Annotated in this window: 19 protein-coding genes, 1 tRNA gene and 1 other RNA gene; 12 read left to right on the forward strand and 9 right to left on the reverse strand. The window is 59.5% G+C overall.

From position 1 onward, the window contains the following. The first annotated feature begins 3 nt into the window (after nucleotides 1-3). Complete coding sequence (locus LAP85_03865; GenBank protein MBZ5495516.1) at nucleotides 4-1,500, forward strand: NFACT family protein; 1,497 nt, start codon at nucleotides 4-6, stop codon at nucleotides 1,498-1,500. Between the two features lie 442 nt (nucleotides 1,501-1,942). Here LAP85_03865 and LAP85_03870 read toward each other — a convergent pair whose 3' ends face one another. Beyond that, nucleotides 1,943-3,040 carry a D-alanine--D-alanine ligase gene (locus LAP85_03870; protein ID MBZ5495517.1) on the reverse strand — a complete coding sequence of 366 codons (1,098 nt, stop codon included), beginning with the start codon at nucleotides 3,038-3,040 and terminating at the stop codon, nucleotides 1,943-1,945. A gap of 156 nt (nucleotides 3,041-3,196) precedes the next feature. Between LAP85_03870 and LAP85_03875 the strand changes: the two genes are divergently transcribed. Next, nucleotides 3,197-4,072 (forward strand): hypothetical protein, encoded by an 876-nt coding sequence (locus LAP85_03875; protein ID MBZ5495518.1) that lies wholly within the window; start codon nucleotides 3,197-3,199, stop codon nucleotides 4,070-4,072. 61 nt (nucleotides 4,073-4,133) lie between these two features. On the opposite strand, the gene LAP85_03880 is transcribed toward LAP85_03875, so the two are convergent. Continuing rightward, nucleotides 4,134-7,262, reverse strand: coding sequence for an efflux RND transporter permease subunit (locus LAP85_03880; protein MBZ5495519.1), 3,129 nt, complete (start codon nucleotides 7,260-7,262; stop codon nucleotides 4,134-4,136). After that, nucleotides 7,259-8,569 carry an efflux RND transporter periplasmic adaptor subunit gene (locus tag LAP85_03885; GenBank protein MBZ5495520.1) on the reverse strand — a complete coding sequence of 437 codons (1,311 nt, stop codon included), beginning with the start codon at nucleotides 8,567-8,569 and terminating at the stop codon, nucleotides 7,259-7,261. Before LAP85_03885 ends, LAP85_03880 begins: the two co-directional genes overlap by 4 nt. A gap of 575 nt (nucleotides 8,570-9,144) precedes the next feature. Here LAP85_03885 and ffs point away from each other — a divergent pair. From ffs to recR, 3 genes are all read left to right on the forward strand, one after another. Next, nucleotides 9,145-9,242, forward strand: an RNA gene (gene ffs, locus LAP85_03890) — signal recognition particle sRNA small type. A gap of 13 nt (nucleotides 9,243-9,255) precedes the next feature. Next, complete coding sequence (gene dnaX / locus LAP85_03895) at nucleotides 9,256-10,992, forward strand: DNA polymerase III subunit gamma/tau (GenBank protein ID MBZ5495521.1); 1,737 nt, start codon at nucleotides 9,256-9,258, stop codon at nucleotides 10,990-10,992. After that, the gene (recR, locus tag LAP85_03900) at nucleotides 10,989-11,588 is read left to right on the forward strand and encodes a recombination mediator RecR (protein MBZ5495522.1); all 600 of its coding nucleotides are present in this window, start codon (nucleotides 10,989-10,991) and stop codon (nucleotides 11,586-11,588) included. The genes dnaX and recR overlap by 4 nt, the downstream gene beginning before the upstream one ends. Before the next feature lie 105 nt (nucleotides 11,589-11,693). Here the strand turns inward: recR and LAP85_03905 are convergent, their stop codons facing one another. The 6 genes from LAP85_03905 to lptD all read right to left on the reverse strand — a co-directional run bounded on the left by LAP85_03905 (nucleotide 11,694) and on the right by lptD (nucleotide 17,965). Beyond that, the gene (locus LAP85_03905) at nucleotides 11,694-12,104 is read right to left on the reverse strand and encodes a molybdenum cofactor biosynthesis protein MoaE (protein MBZ5495523.1); all 411 of its coding nucleotides are present in this window, start codon (nucleotides 12,102-12,104) and stop codon (nucleotides 11,694-11,696) included. Nucleotide 12,105: 1 nt separating this feature from the next. After that, nucleotides 12,106-12,351: a molybdopterin converting factor subunit 1 gene (gene moaD / locus LAP85_03910; protein ID MBZ5495524.1), complete on the reverse strand. Its 246-nt coding sequence runs from the start codon at nucleotides 12,349-12,351 to the stop codon at nucleotides 12,106-12,108. Next, nucleotides 12,351-13,841: a D-alanyl-D-alanine carboxypeptidase/D-alanyl-D-alanine-endopeptidase gene (gene dacB / locus LAP85_03915; GenBank protein MBZ5495525.1), complete on the reverse strand. Its 1,491-nt coding sequence runs from the start codon at nucleotides 13,839-13,841 to the stop codon at nucleotides 12,351-12,353. Before dacB ends, moaD begins: the two co-directional genes overlap by 1 nt. A 214-nt stretch (nucleotides 13,842-14,055) precedes the next feature. Then, entirely contained in the window at nucleotides 14,056-14,910 is an 855-nt protein-coding gene (gene panC, locus LAP85_03920; protein MBZ5495526.1) for a pantoate--beta-alanine ligase, read from the reverse strand. Nucleotides 14,911-15,084: 174 nt separating this feature from the next. Beyond that, the gene (gene folK, locus LAP85_03925; GenBank protein MBZ5495527.1) at nucleotides 15,085-15,588 is read right to left on the reverse strand and encodes a 2-amino-4-hydroxy-6-hydroxymethyldihydropteridine diphosphokinase; all 504 of its coding nucleotides are present in this window, start codon (nucleotides 15,586-15,588) and stop codon (nucleotides 15,085-15,087) included. 142 nt (nucleotides 15,589-15,730) lie between these two features. Further along, nucleotides 15,731-17,965, reverse strand: coding sequence for an LPS assembly protein LptD (gene lptD / locus LAP85_03930; protein MBZ5495528.1), 2,235 nt, complete (start codon nucleotides 17,963-17,965; stop codon nucleotides 15,731-15,733). Between the two features lie 560 nt (nucleotides 17,966-18,525). Between lptD and LAP85_03935 the strand changes: the two genes are divergently transcribed. The 7 genes from LAP85_03935 (at nucleotide 18,526) to LAP85_03965 (ending at nucleotide 24,880) form a co-directional block, all read left to right on the forward strand. Then, nucleotides 18,526-19,521, forward strand: coding sequence for a GHMP kinase (locus LAP85_03935; protein ID MBZ5495529.1), 996 nt, complete (start codon nucleotides 18,526-18,528; stop codon nucleotides 19,519-19,521). 128 nt (nucleotides 19,522-19,649) lie between these two features. Beyond that, nucleotides 19,650-20,651, forward strand: coding sequence for a type I glyceraldehyde-3-phosphate dehydrogenase (gene gap, locus LAP85_03940; protein MBZ5495530.1), 1,002 nt, complete (start codon nucleotides 19,650-19,652; stop codon nucleotides 20,649-20,651). Nucleotides 20,652-20,721: 70 nt separating this feature from the next. Then, complete coding sequence (locus tag LAP85_03945; GenBank protein ID MBZ5495531.1) at nucleotides 20,722-21,912, forward strand: phosphoglycerate kinase; 1,191 nt, start codon at nucleotides 20,722-20,724, stop codon at nucleotides 21,910-21,912. Between the two features lie 64 nt (nucleotides 21,913-21,976). Next, nucleotides 21,977-22,726: a triose-phosphate isomerase gene (tpiA, locus tag LAP85_03950; GenBank protein ID MBZ5495532.1), complete on the forward strand. Its 750-nt coding sequence runs from the start codon at nucleotides 21,977-21,979 to the stop codon at nucleotides 22,724-22,726. A gap of 37 nt (nucleotides 22,727-22,763) precedes the next feature. Next, nucleotides 22,764-23,222 (forward strand): preprotein translocase subunit SecG, encoded by a 459-nt coding sequence (gene secG / locus LAP85_03955; GenBank protein MBZ5495533.1) that lies wholly within the window; start codon nucleotides 22,764-22,766, stop codon nucleotides 23,220-23,222. Nucleotides 23,223-23,287: 65 nt separating this feature from the next. Continuing rightward, nucleotides 23,288-23,372: transfer RNA gene (locus LAP85_03960), tRNA-Leu, on the forward strand. A 248-nt stretch (nucleotides 23,373-23,620) separates the two neighbouring features. Beyond that, nucleotides 23,621-24,880 (forward strand): HlyD family efflux transporter periplasmic adaptor subunit, encoded by a 1,260-nt coding sequence (locus tag LAP85_03965; protein MBZ5495534.1) that lies wholly within the window; start codon nucleotides 23,621-23,623, stop codon nucleotides 24,878-24,880. The last annotated feature ends 114 nt before the right edge of the window (nucleotides 24,881-24,994 follow it).

The following is a 24,994-nucleotide window of genomic DNA, read 5'->3' on the forward strand; positions in this document are numbered from 1 at the left end:
CCCATGTTGAGTTTGAGGGAAGTGCAGCGCGCCGCCAGGGTGACGGCAGCGCGACTTTCGGGAGCCAGGTTGCAGCGCCTTGTGCAGGCTGACAATCATCAGCTCATCCTGGAGTTCTACCGTCAGGCGGCGACGCATCTTGTGCTCTTGTCGTGCCGGCCGCGGTTCGCGCGCATCAGCGGTCTCCGGGAGATACCCAAGGCTCCGCCGGTTCCGCCGGCTTTCGCCCAGTTCCTGCGCGCTCATTTCAGCGGCGCTACCTTTGAGCACACCACAACCTCTCCGCACGACAGGCGCGTTGGAATCCGCCTGGGCTCTCACACCGGCGGATTCGAGATCGTTCTTTCCATCCTTGGCGCCAGGAGCAACATCTATCTGCTTGATGCGGACGGTGTCCTTCTGTACGCAATGCGCCCGCTGGCTGAAACCCGGCGCGCGTTGGTTATCGGGCGGCCCTGGATCGATCCGGAAGGGGGTCCGAAATCCGAAGGCGCCGATCGGTGGGAGCACATTCCCGACGACAGCTATCTGGAGGCCATCGAAGAAACCTATGCCGGCTTGGAGAGGATCGAAGATGCGGAGGTGCTCGGACGCCGGCTGGAATACGTCCTCAACAAGGAGGCGGAGTTTCTCGAGCGCAAGGCGGTGAACCTGCTCCAGGACCTAGGGGAGGCAGTTCAGGCAGAGGGCTACCGGCACAAGGGCGAACTGCTGAAACTGGCGCTGCACTCGATCCGGCCTGGTGCCGACTCCGTGACGGTCACCGATTTCGAGAGTGGAAGCCAGGTGGCGATTTCCCTTGACCCCAGATTGACGCCGGCAGAGAACCTGGCTGTCTACTTCAAGCGCTATCAAAAGGAGATCCGTGGGGCCAAAGCGCTTCAGGAACAGCTGCAAGTCTTGAGGGGGGCACAGGAGCAACTTGCCGATTTCCGGCGCCGGCTAAGCAGGATACCTGGGCTGCCGGCACCCGATCCTGCGGCACTTGAGGCTCTGGCTGCCGAGCCGCGCATACGCAAGCTGCTATCCCGCGCCTACCCCGACCGGAAGCGGAGCGCACCCCGGACGGCGACGATTGAGCCGGGCAGAAAAGAAATCCCTGGCCGACTGCGCCCGAAGCGATACCGGACAGAGCAGGGGCTGGAGATATGGGTCGGGCGCAGCGAAGAGGGGAACGATTATCTGACCACGCGGCTGGCACGCGGCAACGATCTCTTTTTTCATCTGGAGGGCTATCCCGGCAGTCACGTGATCCTGCGGACCGGAGGGAAAGGCGATCCGCCTGCCGAATCAATGCTCGATGCCTGCGAACTGGCGGTTCACTTCTCGAAGCTGAAGGACGCACGCCAGGCCGATGTTCACGTCGCCCCGGTCAAGAATGTCAGGAAGCCTAAAGGGGCGAAGCCGGGATTGGTGTATGTCACAGGCGGAAAGACGATCCACCTCAGGCGCGACGCGAAGCGCCTGGAGAACATCCTGGCGGCCCGGCTTGACGAATGATCCGGATAAAGAGGCGGGGACGTCTGCCGGGAAATCCCTGCCGCTGTGCAGTCCCAGCGTCCTGTCATCTCGGCTGTTCCTGCTTTCAGGTCTAACTCACGTCCCGCGACTGGGGTTCGCCGCTTACGGCGGCACGCGGCTTCTTGGGGGCGTAAAGCTGGCATTCCAAGCCGGAGGCCTCGTACACCTGCAGTGAAGGACTCTTTTTAGATTTTAAGATGTGCGCCCGGCAGCCGTGAGGAAATTGGACATCCCAGGTAACGAGATAGTAGCGGCAATCGTGACATGCGACCGGCATGACTCGTGCGCAGGCTCGATTCATATCGATGCTCAAAGCCCCTCAAACACTTATCGGGCATTCGCTCCCCCATGATTAGCGTATGCGGCAGCACAGGACGGTCCTCACGGGCCGGGGTTGGATTTCGGTTCAGATGCGGGTCAATCAGTTGCCCCCGCGGGAGGGCTTCACGCGGCGCTTCTTCCTGCGCGCGAGTGCGAAGCCGACGATCTTGCCCAGGGTCTGGGAAAATGACATGCCGGCCCGTTCTGCGGATTCCATGAAGGAGACGCTTTCGGTGAGATCCGGGTTGGGATTGACTTCGAGCACACAGGGGGTGTCGGATTCGGTCAAGCGCATGTCGATCCGCGCGTAATCGCGGCAGAAGGTCGCCTGATAGGCCTGGAGCGCCTGTTCCCTCACTGTCTGCTCGACCTTCTTGGAAAGCTGAGCGGGACAGATGGCATGCACTTTGTGGTAGGCCTGATCCAGAGGATTCCATTTCACATCGTAGGTGATAATGGCGGGATGGTCCTCCGGCAGGTCCGAAAAATCGAACTCAATGATCGGCAGCACCTGAGGCCGGTCATTGCCGAGGATTGCCACGTGCAGTTCTTTCCCCGGAATGAACTCTTCGATCAGCACGGGCGGATCGAACGACTCAAAAACAAGGTTGACACGGCTGACGAGCTGTCCGTAATCATATACCACCGATCCAGCCTCGACCCCCAGGCTGGCATCCTCTTGCGCCGGTTTGACGATCAACGGGTATAGGAGACCATGCGCGCGCGGAACCTTGGGTGTGCGCAGGAGCCGATAGCCTGGTGTTGCGATCCCCTGCTTCATGAGGACTTGCTTTGTAATCGACTTGCGTTGGCAGAGATCGAGTGCAAAGGGCGCCGAGCCGGTGTACGGGATCTGGTAGAGGTCGAAAAGCGCGGCGATGGCCGACTCGAGCTGGGGATCGCTGTGGAACATCTCGACGAGATTGAAAATCACGTCGGGCGAGGTGTGGGCAAAGAGCCGCTGGAGTCGGGTGAGATCGTCTTCGATGTTGAGCAGAGTTACATGATAACCTTCTGTTTTTAGGGCGTTGACTATGGCATGGTATTCTTCCTGGACCGTCGCTACCTGGAGCGGGTATACGGGCGTGAAATCGAGAGTGGAGGGATCGATATCGCGCAGCTGCTCGTAATGGTCAACGCCGGTGTTGTTGTAAATGACGGCTACTGACGCCTGTTTGCTTTTGGAACGTCGGGTCATGAGAACATCAGCTCGGATTCCGGATGCGGGGCGTATCGCTGTATGCCCCGAAGGTTTTTTCGACGACAGGGTAGACGTACCTGCTATGCCTCGCGCATCGATTAAAGCAGAATTCTGCATTTTTGGGAAGGTTGGAAACCAATTAGGAGCCGATTCATGGGATTTTCTCCGCAAACCAATCGCTGGCAGTGCGGGCCATTCGCACTGAAGCACGCTCTGATCATGCTGGGCATTCTTGCCGACGAAAGCGCCATCTCGAAGCTGTCGGGAGCGAACAGGCTCTCAGGCACGAACGAATTCCAACTGGCGCGGGCGGCGCGCAAGTTCGACTGCGATCTCCTGCTCGAGCGCAGCGAGGACTCAGGCGAGGCGCGGCGGGACCTGGTCGAGCACTTGCGCCTTGGCCTCCCCTGCCTGGTATGCATCAACGAGTGGAGTCATTGGGTGACGATTGTGAAGGAGGAGAAGGGCCGCTTTATCGTGCTCGACAGCCGTGACGTGGCGGTGCTGGTGATTCTCACCTGGAAGCAGCTTGAGAGCCGCTGGGTCTATCACCAGGAGGAGAAGGGCGAGGCAAAGACGCTGTATGACTTTCATCCCGTCATCCCTTTGTTCCGCACCCAGACGCGCGCTCGTGTGTCGCTGGCGCGCGCCCGGTTTTTGCGCCGACCCGAAAACAGGGATTTTGCCCGCCAGTGGGACAAGTACGTCGAAGACCTGCTGGCAATCTGCCGGGCCCGTACTCCCTTAAGCTCGAATATCCTTTCCCTCGGCGAGTTTCTCCGTCGCTATGGGGAGATGGTGCTGGACCAGGTGGCCTTCTGGCACGGATGGATCGAGCGCCGTCGGGCGGCGAAGGTGCTTGCGAACCTGCACTTTGTCGCAGACACCTATGGACTGGTCATTCACGAGGAAGATGAAAAGCGGGCGCTCGCGGGCATTACCTCACTCCTTACGCTCTGGGCTGGAGGGAGATACGGCGTGACCCCGGTCTATCCGGAGTCGCCGAGGAAGTCCCGCGCGAAAAACTGAAAAGGCGGCAACTGCGAAACCCAAGAAAACCGCCCTCGCGGGTTTCGCAGTATGGAACCCGTCAGCCGAGCGGCTCCGGCGGCGGCGCCGCAGCCGGAGCCTTGCCTGGCCGCCGCAGCCAGGCGAACAGGTGGGCCGGACGCCACTCCCGCAGATCGTCGAAGTAGGAATAGACCACCGGGGTGATCAGCAAGGTCAGCAGCAGGCAGAGAATCTGTCCCCCGATGATCGTAACCGCCATGGAAGCCCGCGATCCGGCTCCGGCGCCTTTTCCAAACGCAATCGGGAGCATGCCCGCGATGATCGCGACGGTCGTCATCAGAATCGGCCGCAGCCGGACATGATTGGCGGCAATAATGGCATCATGACGTTCCATTCCCTGGGAGCGCAGCGTGTTGGTGTAGTCCACCTGAAGAATCGAGTTCTTCTTCACGATGCCGAACAACATCATCAGCCCGATGGCGCTGTAGACGTTGATCGTCATGCCGAACGCCATGAGTGCGAGCAGCCCTGCCGGCAGGCTGAGGGGCAAAGCCGTCATGATGCTCACCGGGTAGACGAAGCTGTTGAATTGGGAGGCGAGCACCATGTAGATAAAGGCTATGGCCAGTAGTATCGCTATTATGAAGTCATTGGAGGCCTCGGCGAGGGTCTTGGCGCTGCCGCCGAAAACCGCCATGTAGCCGGGCTTGAGATTGAGTTCCTCTACTTTTGTTTTGGTGGCATCGATGACCTGCATGAGCGGAACTCTGTCCAGATTGGCGTTCACTGAGATCTGGCGCTGGCGATTATAGCGATCGATGGAGGCGGGCCCGTTCTCCAGCGCCAGTTGTGCCACATCGCTCACCTTGACCGTGCCCAGATTGGACGGAATCAGCAACTCACCCATGAGTTTCGGGTTGTTGCGGAACTGCTCGTCGAGCCGCAGCTTCACCGAAAACTGGTCATCGCCCTCTTTGTATTTGGAGACTTCATTGCCCCCGACCAGCAGTCCGAGGCTGGAAGCGAGAGAGTCTATCCTCACGCCGAGGTCCGCGGCGCGCGCACGATCCACATTCACGCGCAACTCCTGCTGCGTCGGCTCGAAGTTGGTGTCGACGTCGACCACTCCCGGAATGGTTCTGACCTTGGCCATCAATTCCGTGACGTAGGCCTGGAGTTGCTCGATGTCGGGCCCCTGGATCAGCACATTGAGACGGTTCGCGCCCCCCCCGCCGCCGCCGCGGCCGCCGGCGCTTGACGCACCTGAAAGGTCAGTGCCGCCCGAAACACTGATGCGAGCTTGCCGGTATTTGCGGAGCACTATGCGCGCCCGGCGCATCATATCCTGCTGTGAGACCTTGCGGCTCTCGAGCGGCGTCAGGGCAACGTAAAAGTTCGCGCTGGCGGCGTTCACGTTGGTCAGGATCATCTGGACCTCGGGTCCCAGCCTTCTGAGGTCGGCTTCAATGGGGGTCACATACTGCTTGGTCCGCTCGAAACTGGTCCCTCTGGGCAACCTCACGTTTACGCTGAACTCGCTCTGATCATCGTCGGGCACGAGTTCCTTGCCGACCCTGGGAAACAGATAAGCGGCCGAAGCCGTGACGACAAGGGCGATGGCAACCATGACGATGCGATGGCGCAGGGACCATCCGAGCATGTGCCCATAAACGCGGTCCACAAACGCATAAAGGCCGCGCGATTTCGATTTCTTCCCGTGTCCGCCGGCATCCGCCGGCCGCAGCCAGGTCGCACAAAGCGCGGGCGTCAGAGTGAAAGAGATGAACATCGATATGAGGATTGCGCTGGCGGAGACGATGCCGAAACTGAAGAAATAGCGTCCGACCTGCCCGGTCATATACGCGACCGGCATAAAGATCACGACGAGCGACATAGTCGTCGCCATGACCGCGAGGCCGATTTCCGCGGTTGCCTTGGATGCTGCTTCCCGTGGCGGTGATCCGCGCTCCTCGACATAACGGAAGATGTTCTCCAACACTACGATGGCATCGTCGATCACGATTCCTGTGGCGAGCGACAGCGCCAGCATGGTCATGTTGTTCAAGGTGAAGCCGAGTGCCTTCATGACCGTGAAGGAGCCGATGATCGACGCGGGGATGGCGACAGCGGCAATCAGCGTGCTGCGGATGTTGCGGATGAAGACAAACACCACCACACTGGCCAGCAGGCCCCCCAAAATGAGGTGGAGCTGGATGTCCTCGAACGAGCGCCGGATAAAGCGCGACTGGTCGCGAATGGGGATCGCCCGTATGTCCGGCGGGAGGGAGGGTTTGAGCTTCTCCATCCGGTCCAGGACACGATCGACCACCTCAACAGTGTTGGTGCCCGACTGCTTCCGGATCATGAGCGAAACACACGGATTCCCTTCAAGGGTCGCCAGACTGCGGATCTCCTGGACCGTGTCGACCACGCGCCCGATATCGGAGAAAGTGATCACGGACCCGTTCTTATACGCCATGATAATACGGTTGAAATCCGCCACGTTCTTGATGCGCCCCATCGTGCGCAGCGCGATCTCCGAGGGCCCGGCGATGAAGGTTCCCCCAGGTATCTCGACGTTCTGTCTCTCCACCGCTGACCGCACCTGGTCCACGGTCAGGCCGTAGGCGTTCAGGCGGTCGGCATTGAGCAGCAGCTGGATTTCCCGGTGCCGCTCGCCCATGAAAAGAACCTCGCCGACATCCTGCACCGTTTCGAGCACCTGCTTGATCTTCTTGTCAACGATCTCGGTGATTTCCTTTTGGGAGCGCTGGCCCGAAATGACGAGCGTGAGGATCGGCGATGAATCCGGGTCCATTTTCTGGATTACCGGCGGCAGGGTGTCGCGGGGAAACTGGTTGACAATCGTCGCCACCTTGTCGCGCACATCCTGGGTTGCGGCCTCGATATCCCTTTCCAGGACGAACGTGATGGTCACGCGCGAGGATCCCTGATCGGAGGTGGCACGCAATTCATCGATGCCGCTGATCGTGTTTACGACCTCTTCGATGGGCTTGGTGAGCTGGCTCTCGATCTCCTCGGCGCTTGCCCCCGGGAGACGGGTCATGACCGTGACCGTGGGATAGTCGGTCTTGGGCATCAAATCCAGACCAAGATTCCGGTAGGAGAACAGGCCCAGCACCACGAGGGCGGTCGTCATCATGAAAGCGAAGACGGGTCGTCTGATGCTCACATCTGCCAACTTCATTTCTGCCGCCCTCCCCGACCCGGGCGTCCCGGTCCTCCCCGGCCCTCACCTTCAACGGAAGGGCCGGCTCCGCCCTTACCAACCGCAACTCGAACTCCCGTGGCCATTTCGCTCAGGCTGGTAGTTGCCAGAGTCTCATCCCCTTTGAGGCCGGAAATGATCTCGATACTGTCGCCTACGTGAGCCCCCAGAACCACAGACTGCTTTCTGACCACGTTCTTTTCAACCACGTATACCGAGGATTCTCCGGCCAAAGTAGACACCGCCGCTTCGGATACCGCGAGCACATTTTCGTCTTTCTGTGTGTGGATGACGCCCTTGGTGAAGAAACCGGGTTTCAACCGGCGATCATTGTTATCGACGAGGATCTCAACCGCGAAGGTGCGGGTTGTCTGGTCTACCGAGGGGCTGACGAAGGCCACCCTGCCCGGGAAGACCACATCCGGCAACGACTCCACCTTAAACTGCGCATTGAGGCCGGGTCGCATGAGCGCGGCATACCTCTCCTGGACCGCCGTTTTCAGCTTGAGCGGATTCATTTGCACTATGGTAACCACCGGCACATTCTGCGGAATGAACTCGCCGGGTTGCACCAGCCGCTCGCTGATCAGCCCGCCGATCGGAGCTCGAATCACCGCGTCGCTCAACTTCTTCTGCGCCAGCTCATATGCGGCGCGTCGCTGCTGCAGGGTGGCTTTCAGGCTCGCCACGGTCTCCACGGCCGCTTGATACGCGGCCTCGGTGACCTTGACTCTCGTCATAGCAGTGTCGTAGTCAGCCTTAGCGATCAGCCCTTTCTTGATCAGCTGGCCGGCACGCGCTGCCTGGGCGTGGGCGTCGTCGCGATTAGCGATGGCGGTGCGAATTGTTGATATCTCTTCGTCCGGCGGCGGATCATTCAAGCGCAGGCCGTCCATGCCCAACTGCGCTTCGGTCTGGCGCAACAGGCCCTCGGCCTGACGAAGCGCCAGATCGAGCTCCCGTGGATCCAGTTTGACAAGTACCTGTCCAGGCTGCACTTCCTGCCCCATCTCCACCAGTATTTCCTGCACTCTCCCGGCGACTTCGCTGCTTACCTTGGCCTGATCAGGCGAAATCAGGGTGCCGGCAAGTTCCACCTGGCGCTGCACGGAGATGCGCTGGATGGAAGTGACTTCTACCCGAATGGGGGGTGGACCCTTAGGCGCCTGGGGCGTCTGCGACTCGCTCCGGTTGCAGCCGGTGGCCGCGACCGCGAGCGGCACCAGGACCGTCGTCACATACCAGATCAGGCGCTGGCCCGCCAATGTCCTTGGTCGTTCGGTCATGTCTAAAATCCATTGAAAGCCGTCTACGCGTGTGGCGGCAAGCCGGGGCAGAAGACGACATTAAATAGTACGCATAAAAGCGCGGTTTGTTATGCAGGACAGATGAATGAATATCTCTTTCCCACCTCTGGGCCGGAAATGCGGCTCAACACAGCCTGGCAAACCCGGTTCCGCGACAGGAGTGGGGCTCCTTGCGCATAACCTCTCAACTTAGCAAGGCACCTATTTACTAAAAGTTGCCCTGCATGATCAAGTTTTCTCTTACCCGGCTGCCACGCTACTCTTATCCCGCCTTTCTTTCAATAAAATAGGTGGGATTTCTGCGGGCAGACGCCGACGTCCCGGCAGGGCCGGCCCCTCAGGAGTATCATGCTTTTTCTATCCCGGATAAGCCCTTGGCAACCGAAGAACATGCCTCCTAAGCGCCCGCTTTCGCGTGTGCTCGGAATCGTTGAGCCCCACCGGTGCAGCCCCAAGGTCGGGAGGTCGGAAGTCGGAGATCGAATTTCGGAGTTATGTCTTGTCTCGCCTCCGGCGATGCCGTAAGATGATGTCGCGATAGGAATACTAGCGGGCCTCGGGCCCTGTGCAATATAACCCTCGAACCATGTCAGGTCCGGAAGGAAGCAGCATTAAGAGGCCAGTTATATGTGCCGCAGGTTCCCCGGGGCCCGGCCCTTTTCTCTATGCAATATCAAGTCCTGGCCCGCAAGTGGCGCCCGCAGACCTTTCATGAACTGGTAGGGCAGGATCACGTGTCGCGTACCCTGCTCAATGCGCTTCAGGGCGGCCGTGTCGCCCATGCCTTCCTCTTCTCCGGTCCGCGCGGAAGCGGCAAGACCACCACGGCGCGCATTCTGGCGAAGGCGCTGAATTGTCATGAAGGAACTACCGGAGAGCCCTGCGGAAAGTGCGTCTCCTGCATCGAGATCACGGCGGGCAACTGCATGGATGTCCTCGAAATCGACGCCGCGTCCAACACGGGTGTCGACAATGTTCGCGACCTGATCGAGGAGCTCCAGTACCGTCCGGCGCGCGACCGGAACAAGATCTACATCATAGACGAAGTCCACATGCTCAGCACGGCGGCCTTCAATGCCCTGCTGAAGACTCTCGAGGAGCCGCCGCCGCACGTGGCGTTCATCCTGGCGACTACCGAATACCATAAGATTCCGGCGACCATCCTGTCCCGGTGCCAGCAGTACAGCTTCAAACTGATCCAATTTCCGTTGATACTGGAACGCCTGCGCACGATTGCGCGCGCCGAGAACATCCAGATCAGCACCACCGCCCTGGAACAAATTACATTTTCGAGCGGCGGCAGCATGCGCGATGCCATGTCGGCTCTCGATCAGGTGATCGCCTTCAGCGGGCAGACCGTGCGTGATGAAGACGTCCCTATGCTGCTGGGTCTCGTCGAACCTGCGATTCTGGGGAACACGGTGCGGGCGATTTCCGCCAACGACGCGCAGAAGATCCTCAGTATCATAGGCGAACTTGCGGCCGCCGGCCAGGATCTGCAGAACTTCTGCCGGTGCCTCCTGGGTCAACTGCGCGACCTGATGGTGTTGAAGGCGGGCGTTTCTGATCCCGCTGTTCTGGGAGTTCCGGAAAGCATGCTGCCCGAACTGACCGGACAGGCCGCGCTTTTTTCACGGGAGGACCTGCTGCGGCTGTTTGACGCCCTGCTCAAAGTGGAAGCGGATCTGAGGCATGCTACGCAGACCCGCTTCCAACTGGAGATGGGACTCATCGAGCTGGCTTCGATTCCGAGAATGCGCTCTCTGGAAGAGTTGATCGCCGACTTCGCCCGGCTGGTGGAGGGCGGTGCACCTCAGAGGACATCAGGTCCCCGCCCAGGCTTGCCGGCGGCCCCTTCAAACCGCCCCGCAGGCCCCAGAAATGAAGCGCCGCCTCCCGAGCAAGATCGGAACCGGGCTGTCGCCCCTCCCGCCCGGGGTGCAAGCCCTGCGGATCCAGCACCTCCGCCACCTCCGGGAAATGCTGCGCCTTCTCCCCCGGCCCCGGGGAGCGGCGCCGGGACGCGCCGGTTGCTCGAGCGGATCGCGACGGCCGTGCCAAAGGAATCGCTGGAACCCATACTGCAGTCTCTCGCGGGTGCGCAACTCCGCGGGGATGTGGTCATCCTTGACCTGGGGCAGCCGCCCAACGAATTTCTGCGCCGGCAGCTGAAAGACAATCTGCCGGTGATCGCCCAGGCAGCTTCAACCGCCGTAGGCCGGACGGTTCAGGTTCTCCTCGATGATGTGCAGGCCGATGCGCCCAAACCTGAGGCGAGCCTTTCCAGTCCCGGGAAACCGGCCGAGGAGGACCTCCTGGAGAGGGCGAAACGGGAGCCCGCCGTGCAGGCCTTTCTTGACACCTTCCCGGGCCCCGTCAAGGCCGAGAAGTTAAAACCATGAACGACTACGCGGAGCCCATTGCCCGGCTGATCGATGAGTTGCGCAAGCTGCCCGGCATCGGGCACAAGACGGCGCAGCGCCTGGCCTACAGTCTGCTGCGCCGCCCGCGCGAGGACGCAGAGCGCCTCAGCCGCGCCATCCTCGATGTGAAGGAGAAGATCCGCTACTGCTCCCGCTGCAACAACTTTTCGGACCAGGATCCCTGCAACTACTGCACCAGCGCCAGCCGCACGCAGGAGATCATCTGTGTCGTCGAGGAGCCCAACGACATTCTCGCGATCGAGAAGACCCGTGAGTACCACGGCCAATACCATGTTCTGCACGGAGTGCTCTCGCCGATGAACGGCGTCGGGCCGGAGGATCTCAAGCTGAAAAACCTGCTCGAAAGGCTGCGGGAAGGGAATGTGCGGGAGATCATCCTGGCCACGAACCCGAATGTTGAAGGGGAAGCTACAGCCATCTACCTGGCCAGGCTGCTCAAGCCGATCGGGGTTCGCGTCACCCGCATTGCGCTGGGGCTCCCCGTGGGAAGCGACCTCGAATTCGCCGATGAGGTGACCATGAGCAAAGCCCTCGAAGGCCGCCACGAACTCTGAATCCGGACTGGCTGCAGAAGATGTGGGGGGTGCCAGTCGATCCTGCGACTCCAGCTTCGAGTTTTTTGTTCCAGGATCTTCAATCCACAATCCAGGATCCGAGACCTAGTCGGAGCCCTCAATCCAAACTTCGCCGTCTTCGTAAACTTCCTTCTTCCAGATGGGCACGGTCTGCTTGATGGCGTCAATGGCAAAGCGGCAGGCATCGAAGGCAGCGGCTCTATGCGCTGCGGTGACTACGATGGCGACGGAGCATTCGGTCGGGTTCATGCGTCCCAGCCGGTGGAAGATGGCGATAGCGCGGATGTCGAACTCCCTCCGGGCGCGCGTCCCGATTTCCTCCAGCTTGTTCAGAGCCATTGCCTCATAGGAGTCGTACTCCAGGTAGCGAACCTTCTTGCCGTGCGCATGGTTGCGGACCACGCCTTCGAAAACCACCACGGCGCCATCCTCCGGGCGCAGCAGCGCGTTGCGCAGAGAAGCGGCGTCGATCGGTTCGCGGACAAGACGGAACATCTCAACCTCCGCTGACGGGAGGGAAGAAGGCGACCTCATCTCCATCATGCACCGGCGAGTCAGGCCGCGCGAATTCCGAATTCACTGCGCAAAGGACGGAAGGCCGCTGCGCTTCCAGCCGCGGGAATTCGCGCGCAAACCGCGCGTAGATCGAAGCGACGTCGGTACAGGCGGTTGCGTCCACCTCTGCCTCGCGTAGACCCGTTACGTCGGCAAGGGTGGCGAAAAAGAGGACCCGGATGCTCATCAGTAGAGGTTTACGAACAATGCGCAGATCTCATCAATGGTCTTCCGGACGCGCGAAAGAGAGGCGCGCACGTTGTTGGCGAATATGCTGAAAATCAAACTGCGCCCCGACTTTGTGGTCATGTAGCCTGAAAGCGCGGCCACGTCGCCGAGCGTTCCCGTCTTGGCGTGAATAACCCCAGGAGTCGAGGCAAGGCGGTTCTTGAGCGTACCGTCGGTACCGCTGATGGCGAGCGTGTTGAGAAACAGTTCAAAATAGGGTCTCGTCGAGAGGAACATCAGCAATGACGTCTGAAACCTGGGAGTCACGAGATTGTCGCGCGATAGCCCGCTGCCGTCGTTGAGACTGATCTTGTCGTCGTCGCGGATCCCCGCGCCCTCGAGGAAATTCTTCACCACCCTCAAGCCGGCCTCATCCGTCCCCGCGCCGTCGAATTCGGCGCCCAGCACCCGGAGCAGCATCTCCGCGTGCAGGTTGAGGCTGCGCTTGTTGATGATTTCCAGCGCCCGGATGAGCGGCGGCGATTGGTGTTCCGCAAGCAGACTCCAGTTGCGGCGCACTTCCGGCGACAGATCCCCGAGATGATTGACGCGGACGGAGCCGCTGACGATGATGCCGTTTTTGCGCAACTCCTCCTTGAACAGAGTGGCGGCCGCTTCTGCGGGACGCTCGAGAAGAATGTCCTGGCTATAACCGTGCGCGGCCGGCAGCACCCCGGAAACCACAAGGCGGGTGGTGCCCGGGATCACGCGGGCGGAAATCGTGCGCTGAGAGCGGGAACTTCCCGTCACCCCGAGATTCCGAATCTGGAAGTAGGATGTCGGCGGGTCGATGCTGACCTGCACCAACTGGTTGGCCTTTGTCGGCCGGACGTGCACCCAGAAGACGTTATTGTTGATGCTGAGAGCATTGATGGGAGCGCCGTATACCGACCTGAGATCGTGCGCGCTCCATCCCTTGCCGTGCGTCGTGAACTCGAAGTAACTGTCGTCACCGATCACATTCCCCTGGATCTTTCTTACTCCCAGATCTCGTAACTTCTCGGCCAGTTCCTGCAGAGCCGGTTTGTCCAGGAGTTCCCTGGCAGGATCCATCAGGTTGGGATCGCCGCGGCCTACGAGGATGACGTCGCCCGCAAGCGTCCCATCGGGCAGAACGGTTCCGTCGGTGTAGGCTCCGGTCCGGAAACGGAAATCGGGACCAAGTTTTTCCAGGGCTGCAGCGGTAGTTACCACCTTCAGAACCGATGCGGGTTGAAAGGTCTTGTCGGGATTGACGGAAAGAACCACATTGTTGGTGGCCGGATCAAAGATCTCAATCCCCCAGGCGGCGGATCGTACGCCGGGACGCTTCAGAAACTGTGCGATCTTAGTCTGAATTGTCTCGAGGGTGGTTCCCGCATAAGCAGGGAAGGAAAAAGCCGGAACCAGAACCGCAGCAAAAAGCAAAGCCGCACGTGCCTTACGCCCAGGGAAAGCCAATCGACTCATCCTGCTCTTTTGCCTCCGGAGATCGGTCAAGTTACCTACAGCCTGAATTCAGCATCTCCGGCATCCCGATAGCCGGATACCTCAGCATAATTCAGCATAGCACAATCGTTGAACGATGTTCGCCCTCCTTTTGGGGCGGATATGATTCATACGCTTGGGCCGCAACGTCGTTGCCAAAAATGTCACCATAAGGGGATTTTCGGCTAAAACCGGCTTAAACTGCAGGGATTTCTGCCAGAAGGGAGTCGTTCAGCGAAGTGGCTCCGATCCGCGCTCCCACGCCGATCAGCACCGTGCCCTGCAGCTTACTCATGGGCTCGAGGCTCACCGGGTCCGCGACAAAGGCATATTCCAGCCTGGCCATCGGCTCGCTTCCTATCACCCGCATGATCTCATTGATCAGCTTTTTCGCCTGTCTCTCCCCGCGCGCAATCGCCTCCTCCGCCGCTCTGAGACTTCGATAAATCACGGGTGCGGCGGCCTTCTCCGCCTCGGTCAGGAAATAGTTCCTTGTCCCGTAAGCCAGGCCGGACGGGTGGCGTGCCACCGGGGTGATGACCACCTCGGTGCCGAGGTTAAGATCCTTGACCATCTTGCGCAAAATTGCGCCCTGGAGGGCATCTTTGAGCCCCAAGAAAAGAAACGACGGCCGGACGATGTGGATCATCTTCAGGATGGTGGTGGTCATGCCGCGGAAGTAGGCTGGCTGCTGTATCCCCGGCAGCTTCTCGCCGAATTTCTCCACCTGGACATACGTCGAAAAATCGCGCGGAAACATCTCCTCCTCGGCCGGGGAAAACACATAATCCACGTTCTGCTGGCTGAGCAGATCCACGTCTTTGGTGATGTCCCGCGGGTATTCCAGATATTCCTCGTTGCTCAGGAACTGGAGGCGGCTTACGAAGATCGAAACCACCACAAGATCCGTCATCTCGCGCGCCGCTTCGATGAGGCTGAGGTGCCCCGGGTGGATGACGCCCATGGTGGTAACCAGCCCGATCTGAACATCGCTCGAGATGAGCTTGGCACTTATGGCGGACATGCGTGAGACACGGTTGATGATCTCCATAGGAGCGACATGATAATGGAAATCACCCTTCTTTCAACTCATTTCGGAACAGGGCTCTGATTCTCGGATCTTTCCGATTTCGGATTTTGGATTTTTGATTTTTGATTTCTCGCTCATGCCTGGTCTGAGGCTCCGTTTGTTTCAATCCCAATTCCCCCATCCAAAACTCTGGATTCAAACGGCGAGCTCGGAATGGAACGTCACTCGCGAGGAGTCGGTGCATGAGGCCAACAAAGTGTGGATTGACTGTCCCAGCGTTGGATGCCGGACCTCAGGAGCCATCTGAGCGAGCGGTTCGAGGACGAATCGCCGTTGCGCCATTCTCGGGTGGGGAATCTGAAGGCCCGGCTCATCGATGACAAGGTCACCATAAAGAAGGATATCAAGGTCGAGCGTGCGCGGGGCTCCCGGGAAGGAACGAACCCGGCCGTGCTGGGATTCGACCTCCAGGCAGCAGGCGAGCAGCTGGCGCGGCGTGAGGCGTGTTTCCGCCTCCACGACAATATTCAGGAACCACGGCTGATTCAGAAAACCGACAGGCTCGGTTTCGAAAACGGACGATACCCGGAGCGCGGCAAGCCCCACGCTGCGCAGGCCGTCGATACCACTTCTCAGATGGGCCTTTCTATCGCCGAGGTTCGAACCGGCAGACAGATAGACAGTGCAGGCTTCAGTCATTCAACGCCCCTCAGCCAGGATGGGAACCACGAAACACACCGCAGATTTCGTGGGTTTCGTAGTTGCTGATTTGCCTGCGGCGACGTCGCGCCCTGCCATTTCTGGCTACCTTGACCCACATGGCCCGATCCAGAACTCGAAATCAGAAGAGGTTTTCCGGCCGCTTGATGTTGCCGAAGTTCCCGATGCCTTTCAGATTGAAGGAAAAACTGAACCGGCTCTCGGTCCGCAACCCAAGGTCGAACTGCTGAAACTGCAACGAGATCCCGCAACAATTCCACATATAGTTCAGCCGTGAGTTGCTGTTGAGAAGCGTTCCGGTTTGGATGTTGTAGCTCATCGTAAAGCTGCCGGAGAATCCCAGCGACCGCTGAGGGTCACCGTAGCCGATTTGCCCCTGTATGTGGTTGGCAGCGACCGCGCTGGGCTCGAGCGCGTTCGTTTTGACGTAGGTGCCCGCAAACAACAGCCTGGCATGCTGCCAGGTCGCCCAGAGACTGGTATTGCGCAGCCGGTTGAGCTTGGTGTCATAGTCGGCGCGCACATCCCAGGAGATGCTGGGCCTGGGGGTTAGCCGCAGCCTTATGTTCACGGGAGACAGTGCACGTTGGATGCCCGTCGATGAGAATCCGCTCAGCGTATTCAACGGGTAGAACAAGTTGGGCTGGTCGGGAACAAAGGCTCCGCCGAAGGTGGGATCGAAGTAATACTTCTGCGCCAACTGGAAGGCCAGGAATTCGTAGTCTTCGCTGTATCCTGGTCTGGTTTCCCTCCTGCGCATGATGCGGTTCACAATACCGTATTCCACTTCGTTGGTATCGGCGATGGCATCCTGGTCATCAAAGCGAATGGTTTCCGCCAGATGGGTGATGCCGTGGATCCTCCGATAGGTGATCAGAGGTTCGACGAGGTGCCTGAAGTCTCCGAACCGCGTTGAGTGGAATCTCCTCTCCAGCCCGGGGGTACGCAGCTCAACCTCGAAATCGGTATACTGCCGGCGCAGAGGGGACGTAATCACCGCCGGTTGGGCACCGTCGGACAGCCTTGCACTATAGTAAGTTTCCCGGATGCCGACAGACGGCAGAAGCGAGAAGCCGGCGAGGGAAGGGAGGCGCAGCGCCAGGCGCGGATGGAAATCAAGGCGTTGAACGATGCTCGGCGTCTCGATGGCGCTGTCGACCCGCGAGAGCCCCTCCGCGGCAGCGCGCAGGTAGAATATCAGGGGCAGCTTGCCCAGGGATCTTCCGAGCGAGACAAACTCCATTGAAGGCGATTTCCGGATTACCAGGGATCGGTCTGGGAAGAATACCTCGTTGCGTTCGAACGAGAAGTTGGTCGAAAAGCTGTCGAGGTTGCGTGTAGCGAACAGGAGCGCCTGCTCCTCAGGAATCGTAGCTGACCGCAAACCCTCCGAGAAAGTCTGCCGGAAGCGGAAATTGGTCGTGATGTTGACCTTGGCCGCTGCCCGGAAGCCGTTCTGGAATTGGGTGTCTGCATCCACCAGCAGATGGGCTCCACCTTGGTCCTGCCTGTCGTTGACCCCATACGCATCTATGTGGAGGTGGGTTTGCTCGTTGGGCCGGGCGCGGAGAATGCCGCCCAGGCCAAATCCGCGCAGGCTAAAGTAATCGCCGTACAGCGTCATGTCCGCGCTCGAACCCAGGGTCTGATACCAACCGAGGTCGAATTGTCTCCCCTTCGTGGTCGAGTTCCCGGTGTGGAAAGGAAGGAAACCGCTGCTCCGCTTCTTGGCTTCCAGGGGGACAACCAGGTAGGGGAAATAGAGCACCGGCACGCCCTTGATCTCGAAAAGCACGCGGCGGATGTGCGCAGTCTGATCGAGATGAATGTTGGCGTCCCCGACGCTGAACGCCCATTTGGGACGCTTTTCCGGGCAGGCCGTCAGAGAGCCTCGCTCCACCTTGTAGGTATCACGCCCGGTCTTGAGAACCAGCCGCCCCTGGATCAGGAATTCCTGGTCCGTATAGCCCATCGCGTCATAGAACTTGGCCGTCTGCCGGGTGAGATCAAACTCGGCCCGCGAGCAGGTGAGCCACTGCTTGTTCTGGGTGAAACGGGTCAGTCCCGAGGTCGTGCCTTTACGTGTGACCTCATCAAACTCGGCGCTGTCGCAGGTGATCACTATTTCCTGATACGTGATGCGGACGTTCTCGCTCAGGCGATAAGTCGTCTTGCTGATCCTTTCCTGCCTGCCGGAAGTCAGCACGACGGTGCCGTCCTTGTAGGGAAGTGCAGTGCTGACCTGGTCGAACCCCTGGGCTGGGAGCTGGGTCTGGGCCCAGCTGAGCCCGGACGCCACGATCGCGGCGGCGACCAGCCGGGAAACGATATGTAGAAGCAGGCAGTGGTTCGACACGCAAATTCCTTCGGGCGAACAAGAGTCCCATTGAGGGTAGGGTCATCGGAGAGGAAGCAGCATACCCGACTCTCAGAGGCACTGGCTGCGTGCGCCATCCAGAGCCCCGACCACATTCAGAGCATTAAGTTATCAGGCGAGAGGGCTGACCTTCAATTTGTTTTTTGATTCACTGCTCGCGCGACCGTGGCCGGATCAGCAACCACAAAATACGCGGCGCGGAATATCCGCAACCTAAAGCCTCAACGCGGAGGGCGCAGAGGCCGCAGAGGATTTTCGCTTCTGCATGACTTTTCTCTGCGACCTCTGCGACCTCTGCGTTGATCTTTTGCTTTTCCTGCCTAAATCGCAGGGGTCTGTGGGTAAGTAGTACGGAACTCGCGAAGACCGGTTTCGACTGTTTCGGATATTTCGTGACTCCATTGTTGTTTGCCCGGCGCCCTCTGCGTAGATATTTTGCCTGGTCCCTCAATCGAAGCTGCGCGCAGACAGACGGCCGTGCTATGCTGTCTGCCCTGGGCACTCAGATGGGACACAACACTCCAGAGCCGGCACCGACGATGATTGAAACTTCTGCTCCGACGCGGGTTGATCTCGCGGGGGGAACCGTCGATATCTGGCCGCTCTATCTCTTCCACGAGCGGGCCGTGACTGTGAACTTTGCCGTGGACGTGCCGGCACGCTGCAGAGTCATACCCCGCAGCGACCGGAAATTCCTGCTGCGCTCGCTCGATACTCAGGAATCGGCCGAATTCGACGGGCCGGCACCTTTGCGAACGACGCCCTCGCTCAAGCTTCTGGCGCGGCTGATCTATTTTTTCCAGCCCCCCTGCGGCCTGGAGATGGTGACCGACTGCGCGGCACCGCCGGGGTCGGGTCTGGCGGGTTCGTCGGCCCTCAACATTGCGATCTGTTCGGCGCTGAATCACCTGACAGGCGCGAAGTTCAACCAGGGGGAATTGATCCGGATTGCGCGAAACGTGGAAGCGCAGGTGATCGACGTCCCCACCGGCGAACAGGACTATTACCCTGCCGCTTATGGTGGACTGCAGGCCATTCACTTCTCACCGAGCGGGGTGCAGCGCGAGGTGATCGATGTGGATCTTGAGCGGCTGTCCGAGCGCATGATCCTGGTCTACTCGGGACGTTTGCGGAATTCCGGCATCAACAACTGGGACGTCATGAAACGCCACATCGACGGCGACCCGACGATCTATAGGGCTTTCGAAGGAATCGTTGACGCCGCCAACCGGGCCGTGGATGCGTTGCGCCGCGGGTCCTTCGACGAAATCGACGAGGTGCTGGCCGCGGAATGGGCCAATCGCAGACTGTTGAGTGCCGGCATCACAACCCCCGAAATCGATGAAATCGTTGCCCTGGCGACATCCTTCGGTGCGCGCTCCGCAAAGGTGTGCGGTGCGGGAGGCGGGGGTTGCGTAGTGTTGAGTGTGCCGGAGGGCCGGCGAGCGGAGATTCAAGACAAGCTGAGAGAACGCCGCGTGCAGGTTATCGATTACCGGATCGCCCGTCAGGGCGTGTCACTGGGAAATTGTTGAGCTGCATTTTGCGCGCAGTGCCTGAATCGCAGTCATCCGTTTCATGGCGGATTGTTGCTCTCGATCCGATAGGCTAAAATTGTCCGTTCGCATTTTCCATGCGAGTTCACTACCTTGGAGGAGCCATCATGTCTGTCAAAGTCGCCATCAACGGTTTTGGCCGTATCGGCCGCAATCTGATCCGTTGCTCGTATAAAAATCCCGAGGTCGAGTATGTGGGGGTGAACGACCTCACCAATCCCGAGGTGCTTGCGCACCTGCTCAAATACGACACCGTTCTGGGCCGGTTTGAAGGTACGGTCGAGGTCAAAGAGGGCAACATCGTCGTAGGCGGCAAACCGATGAGGGTGTTCAGCGAAAAGGATCCCGGGAAGCTCAACTGGAGCGATCTGGGAGCCCAGATCGTCGTCGAGTCCACGGGATTGTTCACGGATGCCGACAAGGCCAAGGCCCACCTGAAGGGTACGGTGAAGAAAGTCATCATTTCAGCTCCGGGCAAGAACGTCGACGGCACCTTCTGCATGGGAGTCAACATCGACAGCTACGACCCGGCCAGACAACACATCATCTCCAACGCCTCCTGCACCACCAACTGCCTGGCGCCGGTGGCTAAGGTCCTCGATGAAAAATTCGGCATCGAATCGGGTTTCATGACTACGGTGCACAGCTACACGAACGATCAAAACTTGCTTGATCTGCAGCACCGCGACCTGCGGCGCGCCCGCGCAGCTGCGCTCAACATCGTGCCCAGTTCGACCGGCGCCGCTAAGGCGATTGGCCTCGTTCTTCCCAAGCTCGCCGGCCGTTTGGATGGAATCGCGATTCGTGTCCCGACCCCGAACGTCTCGCTTGTCGATCTGGTCATCCTGGCGCGTGCCAAGGCAACGAAGGAGGATGTGAATTTAGCCTTCAGAGCGGCCTCCGAAGGCGCCCTGAAAGGGATCCTCGGCTACTCTGAAGAGCCGCTGGTCTCTTCAGACTACATGCACAACCCGCTGTCCTCGATTGTCGATAGCCTGGAGACCAAGGTCAACGGCAACCTGATCAAGGTCCTCTCCTGGTATGACAACGAGTGGGGCTACTCAATGCGGCTGTTCGATCTGACCCGTTACGTCGGAGCGCGCCTTTGAAAAAGTGATGAGTCCTATCACTCATCACCCGTGACTCATGACTCATCACTTCGTGGGGGAGCATTGCACCATGGACAAGCTGGCGATCACTGATCTGAACATGAGGGGCAAGCGCGTCTTCATGCGCGTCGATTTCAACGTTCCCATCAGGGATGCGCAAGTCGGCGACGACCTGCGCATCCGCGCCTCTCTTCCCTCGATCCGCTATGCGGTTGATCAGGGCGCGATTTTGATCCTGGCTTCCCATCTGGGGCGGCCTAAAGGCGGACCCGACCCAGCCTATAGCCTCGCGCCGGTGGCCAGGCGACTCTCGGTTTTGCTGGGCAGAGAGGTGAAGTTCGTTCCGGATTGCGTGGGTCCCGCAGTCGAGAATGCCGTGGCCGGCGCTCATCCCGGCGATGTGATCCTGCTCGAGAATCTTCGTTTCCACAAAGAAGAGGAAGCCAACGATCCGCTCTTCTCGAAAAAGCTGGGACTGCTGGCTCCGCTTTATGTGAACGATGCCTTCGGGACTGCGCATCGCGCCCACGCTTCGACCGAAGGGATCACTCATTTCGTTGAAAAGGCGGCCGCCGGATTCCTGATGGAGAAGGAATTGACCTACCTGGGCGGTGCGCTCGAGCATCCGCAACGCCCCTTCATTGCCATCATGGGCGGCGTCAAGATCTCCGACAAGATAGAGGTAATCGAGAATCTCCTGGGAAAGGTAGATCGCCTGCTGATCGGCGGCGCCATGATGTTCACCTTCCTCAAGAGCCAGGGAAAGGAGATCGGCAAGTCACTCTTCGAGGAAGACAAGCTGGATCTGGCGCGCGATCTGCTCAGACGCGCCTCGGCAGGCGGCGCGTCTAAAATATTGCTGCCGTTGGATGCGATTGCCGCCATCGGCGTCGAGGGCGAGGCTTCGGCTCATCAGGTGCCTGCCGACCGGATCCCCGAAGGCGAGATGGGCCTGGACATCGGACCGAAGACGGTGGAACAGTATGTGGCTGTCATCCATGCCGCCAAGACGATTGTCTGGAATGGGCCGATGGGGGTGTTTGAAAAGGATGCCTTTGCCGCGGGGACCATGGCAATCGCCCGCGCCGTGGCCGAATCCAAAGCGGTTTCCGTGATCGGCGGCGGCGATTCGGCGGCCGCTGTCGCCAAGGCGGGTGTTGAAGATCGAGTCACTCACATCTCTACCGGTGGAGGCGCCTCGCTCGAGTTTCTAGCCGGCCAGGTCCTGCCGGGAGTGGCTGCTCTTACCGGCAAACGTTAGCCGGCTGACCGCCAGAACGCCAGAAAGAGGGCCGCCTTCATGGCGCTCTGCAACGGGGGCATCAATGAGAATTCCGGTGATTGCGGGCAACTGGAAGATGAACAAGACGCTCGCCGAAGCGCGTGAGCTCAGCCGGGCTATCCGCGATGGGGCCGCGACCGCGACACACTGCCAGGTTATTTTGGCTCCCCCCTACACGGCGCTTTCCACTGTGGCTGAGATGGTGCGGGGCTCCTCACTGATCCTGGCTGCCCAGGACGTGTTCTGGGAGCCATCGGGGGCGTACACGGGCGAAATCAGCATCCCTATGCTGGAAGATGTGGGCTGCCAAGCGGTGATCATCGGGCACTCGGAACGCCGGCAGTATTTCAGCGAGACCGACCAGACGGTCAACCGGCGCCTGCATGCCGTGATGAAGTCTTCTCTGGTTCCAATCTTCTGTTTCGGCGAGACGCTGGCCCAACGGGAAGCCGGAAGCTATCACGACGCTATCTATCAACAACTTGCGGGTGGGCTCGATCGCTTGACACACCAGGACCTCTTGCGTATTATTCTCGCCTACGAACCGGTCTGGGCAATCGGAACGGGGCGCACAGCTTCACCGGAAATTGCCCAGGAGGTGCATCGTGCCGTCCGTGCCTGGCTTGCTAAGAACTTCGGTGACGAGACGGCGCGACAGGTTCGCATTTTATACGGCGGCAGCATCAAGCCTGAAAACATCTCCGACTTGATGCGCCAGCCGGATATTGACGGTGGGCTGGTTGGTGGTGCGTGCCTCGAGGCTAAGAGTTTCTTGCGCATCGTCCACTATTGATATTTGCCTACCGGCGGAAGGCAGGTAACTACACCTAATGTTACTCAACTACATAATTGTTGCTCTGCACGTGCTGGTTTGCTTTGTTTTGATTCTCGTCGTGCTCCTGCAATCAGGCAAGGGTGCCGACTTGGCGGGAGCTTTTGGGGGCGGAGGTACGCAAACCGCTTTTGGCAGCCGGGGGCCGGCATCCTTTCTCTCCAAAGCGACAACGGTTGCCGCTGTTGTTTTCATGCTTACCAGCATCATGCTCTCCGGCGTGGGTGGTGGCGCCACCAGCAAATCGATTCTGGATGCCACCAAAGGGACTGCAGCTCCGGTTTCGAAAGCGCCTCCCCGCCCGGCCGCTAAGAGCGACGTAAAGGTGCTGACTCCGGAAGAGATCAAGAAGAGGCAGGAGGAGATCGAGTCAAAGCAGAAACAGGCTCCTGCGAAGACTCCCGAGCAGCCGGTGACTCCAGCCTCCCAGCAGGCGCCGGTACCGGTAAAAAAGTAATTCCTCTTTGGCGGCGTCTCACCCCTGCGGTGACGGTTGCCGCTTCTTTGCAGCTCAGTTTCTATGCCGAAGTGGTGGAACTGGCAGACACGCCATCTTGAGGGGGTGGTGGGGAAACCCGTGGGGGTTCGAGTCCCCCCTTCGGCACCAACGAAAAACTCAGTTACAGGCACCGAACTCCCTGATTTTTCTCACCTTGGCCCCCTCCAGTTTTCTGGAATCAGGTGCCTGTTGCCGAACTTTTCGAGTGTCCGATTTTGCGACAGTACCGTCCCATATTCGGCCAGCGCGCAGCCGCCGGCTCCCGGCTCCGGGAGCCGGATCCCTCGTAAATGGTGGATCTTAGGACGGTAGCTCTAAGTGGCACGGCATTTGCAGCAATGCACGCGGAGGCACTCATGGACATTCCGCGGAAATCTCAGGCACGCAAGCGCCGCATCCTTCGCACTTTATATGCAATTCTCGTCCTGGCCCTCGCCGCCGGGATTACGCTGGCTTTGAGGAGACTCAAGCCGGCTCCCCCCAGCGTAGAGTTCTCGACCGTCTGGGTCAGCACGGTCAAACGCGGCAACATAAAGCGTGAGGTGAGGGGGCCGGGCACTCTGGTTCCCGAGGAAATACGCTGGGTTGCAGCGCAAGCCAGCGGCCGCGTCGAGCGCAGGCTGGTTCAGCCGGGAGCCTTTGTGAAGCCGGATACCGTCTTGATCGAGCTGAGCAATCCTCAGTTGGAGCAGGAAGTGCTGACCGCGCTAAGCGACTGGAAGTCCTCTGAGAGCGACTTTACCGACTATAAGGTGAAACTGGAAGTCGATGAGCTGAACACCGACGCTCGTCTTGCTCAGCTCGAGTCGGACTACAGCACAGCCAAGATGAGATCTGAAGCCCAGGATAATCTCGCCCTGTACGGTCTAACCACGGATCTGGACGTACGTCAAGCAAGGGAGACGGCAGCGAATACGGCCAGGCAGCTCGACCTTCAAAGGAAGCTCAAGGAAAAAAACAAGGAGTCGATCGTTGCGCAACTGGCCATCAGGCAGAGAGCGGTCGACAAACTGCACGCTGTGTATGACCTGAAAAACAGGGAACTCATGCAGCTCAAAGTGAGAGCCGGCGTCGACGGTGTGCTTCAGGAGATGAAGGTGGAAGAAGGCAAGCAGATCGGGATCGGCACGGATGTGGCCCGAGTTGCCAATCCCAGGAAGCTCAAGGCTGAACTCAAGATCATGGAAACGCAGGCCAAGGACGTCCAGCTCGGCCAGATTGCTTCCATCGACATGCACGGGAACTCCTTGATCCCGGGGCGTGTCATCCGGAAGGATCCCACGGTGCTGAGCGGAACCGTAACGGTGGATGTCGCCCTCGACGGGGATCTCCCTAAAGGAGCCATTCCCGATCTCAGTGTCGATGGAACAATCGAACTTGAGCGCCTGAATGACGTAGTATATGTTGAACGTCCGACGCAAGGCCAGGAGGGAAGCACGATCGGGCTTTTCAAGCTGACACCCGACGGCAAGGAAGCCTCTCGGGTTCAGGTCAAGATCGGTCGGGTTTCCGTGAGCACGGTTGAGATCCTGGGAGGTCTCAATCCAGGAGATCGGGTGATTCTGTCCGACATGTCTGCGCAGGATGCCTATGATCGTATCCGAATTATCTATTGAAATTCCCGGAGCATGTCTTCCGGCCCCTCGGGGCGAGTGTTCGGACCGGCGCTGCTTCGGGCAACTTCACTCTGCAAGTGCCGGCGGCGAAAGGCGGGAAGCCCGCTGTTGGCG

Source organism: Terriglobia bacterium, assembly GCA_020072565.1.
Taxonomy (GTDB): domain Bacteria; phylum Acidobacteriota; class UBA6911; order UBA6911; family UBA6911; genus JAFNAG01.

Bases quoted from the DNA above. Each gene is read 5' to 3' on its own strand.
- dacB (MBZ5495525.1), bottom strand. From the start codon at position 13,841: ATGAGTCGATTGGCTTTCCCTGGGCGTAAGGCACGTGCGGCTTTGCTT.
- LAP85_03945 (MBZ5495531.1), top strand. From the start codon at position 20,722: ATGGACAAGCTGGCGATCACTGATCTGAACATGAGGGGCAAGCGCGTC.
- moaD (MBZ5495524.1), bottom strand. From the start codon at position 12,351: ATGAGCATCCGGGTCCTCTTTTTCGCCACCCTTGCCGACGTAACGGGT.
- LAP85_03880 (MBZ5495519.1), bottom strand. From the start codon at position 7,262: ATGAAGTTGGCAGATGTGAGCATCAGACGACCCGTCTTCGCTTTCATG.
- LAP85_03865 (MBZ5495516.1), top strand. From the start codon at position 4: ATGTTGAGTTTGAGGGAAGTGCAGCGCGCCGCCAGGGTGACGGCAGCG.
- LAP85_03870 (MBZ5495517.1), bottom strand. From the start codon at position 3,040: ATGACCCGACGTTCCAAAAGCAAACAGGCGTCAGTAGCCGTCATTTAC.
- tpiA (MBZ5495532.1), top strand. From the start codon at position 21,977: ATGAGAATTCCGGTGATTGCGGGCAACTGGAAGATGAACAAGACGCTC.
- secG (MBZ5495533.1), top strand. From the start codon at position 22,764: ATGTTACTCAACTACATAATTGTTGCTCTGCACGTGCTGGTTTGCTTT.
- gap (MBZ5495530.1), top strand. From the start codon at position 19,650: ATGTCTGTCAAAGTCGCCATCAACGGTTTTGGCCGTATCGGCCGCAAT.
- recR (MBZ5495522.1), top strand. From the start codon at position 10,989: ATGAACGACTACGCGGAGCCCATTGCCCGGCTGATCGATGAGTTGCGC.
- LAP85_03905 (MBZ5495523.1), bottom strand. From the start codon at position 12,104: ATGTTCCGTCTTGTCCGCGAACCGATCGACGCCGCTTCTCTGCGCAAC.
- panC (MBZ5495526.1), bottom strand. From the start codon at position 14,910: ATGGAGATCATCAACCGTGTCTCACGCATGTCCGCCATAAGTGCCAAG.
- LAP85_03875 (MBZ5495518.1), top strand. From the start codon at position 3,197: ATGGGATTTTCTCCGCAAACCAATCGCTGGCAGTGCGGGCCATTCGCA.
- LAP85_03885 (MBZ5495520.1), bottom strand. From the start codon at position 8,569: ATGACCGAACGACCAAGGACATTGGCGGGCCAGCGCCTGATCTGGTAT.
- dnaX (MBZ5495521.1), top strand. From the start codon at position 9,256: ATGCAATATCAAGTCCTGGCCCGCAAGTGGCGCCCGCAGACCTTTCAT.
- LAP85_03965 (MBZ5495534.1), top strand. From the start codon at position 23,621: ATGGACATTCCGCGGAAATCTCAGGCACGCAAGCGCCGCATCCTTCGC.
- LAP85_03935 (MBZ5495529.1), top strand. From the start codon at position 18,526: ATGATTGAAACTTCTGCTCCGACGCGGGTTGATCTCGCGGGGGGAACC.
- folK (MBZ5495527.1), bottom strand. From the start codon at position 15,588: ATGACTGAAGCCTGCACTGTCTATCTGTCTGCCGGTTCGAACCTCGGC.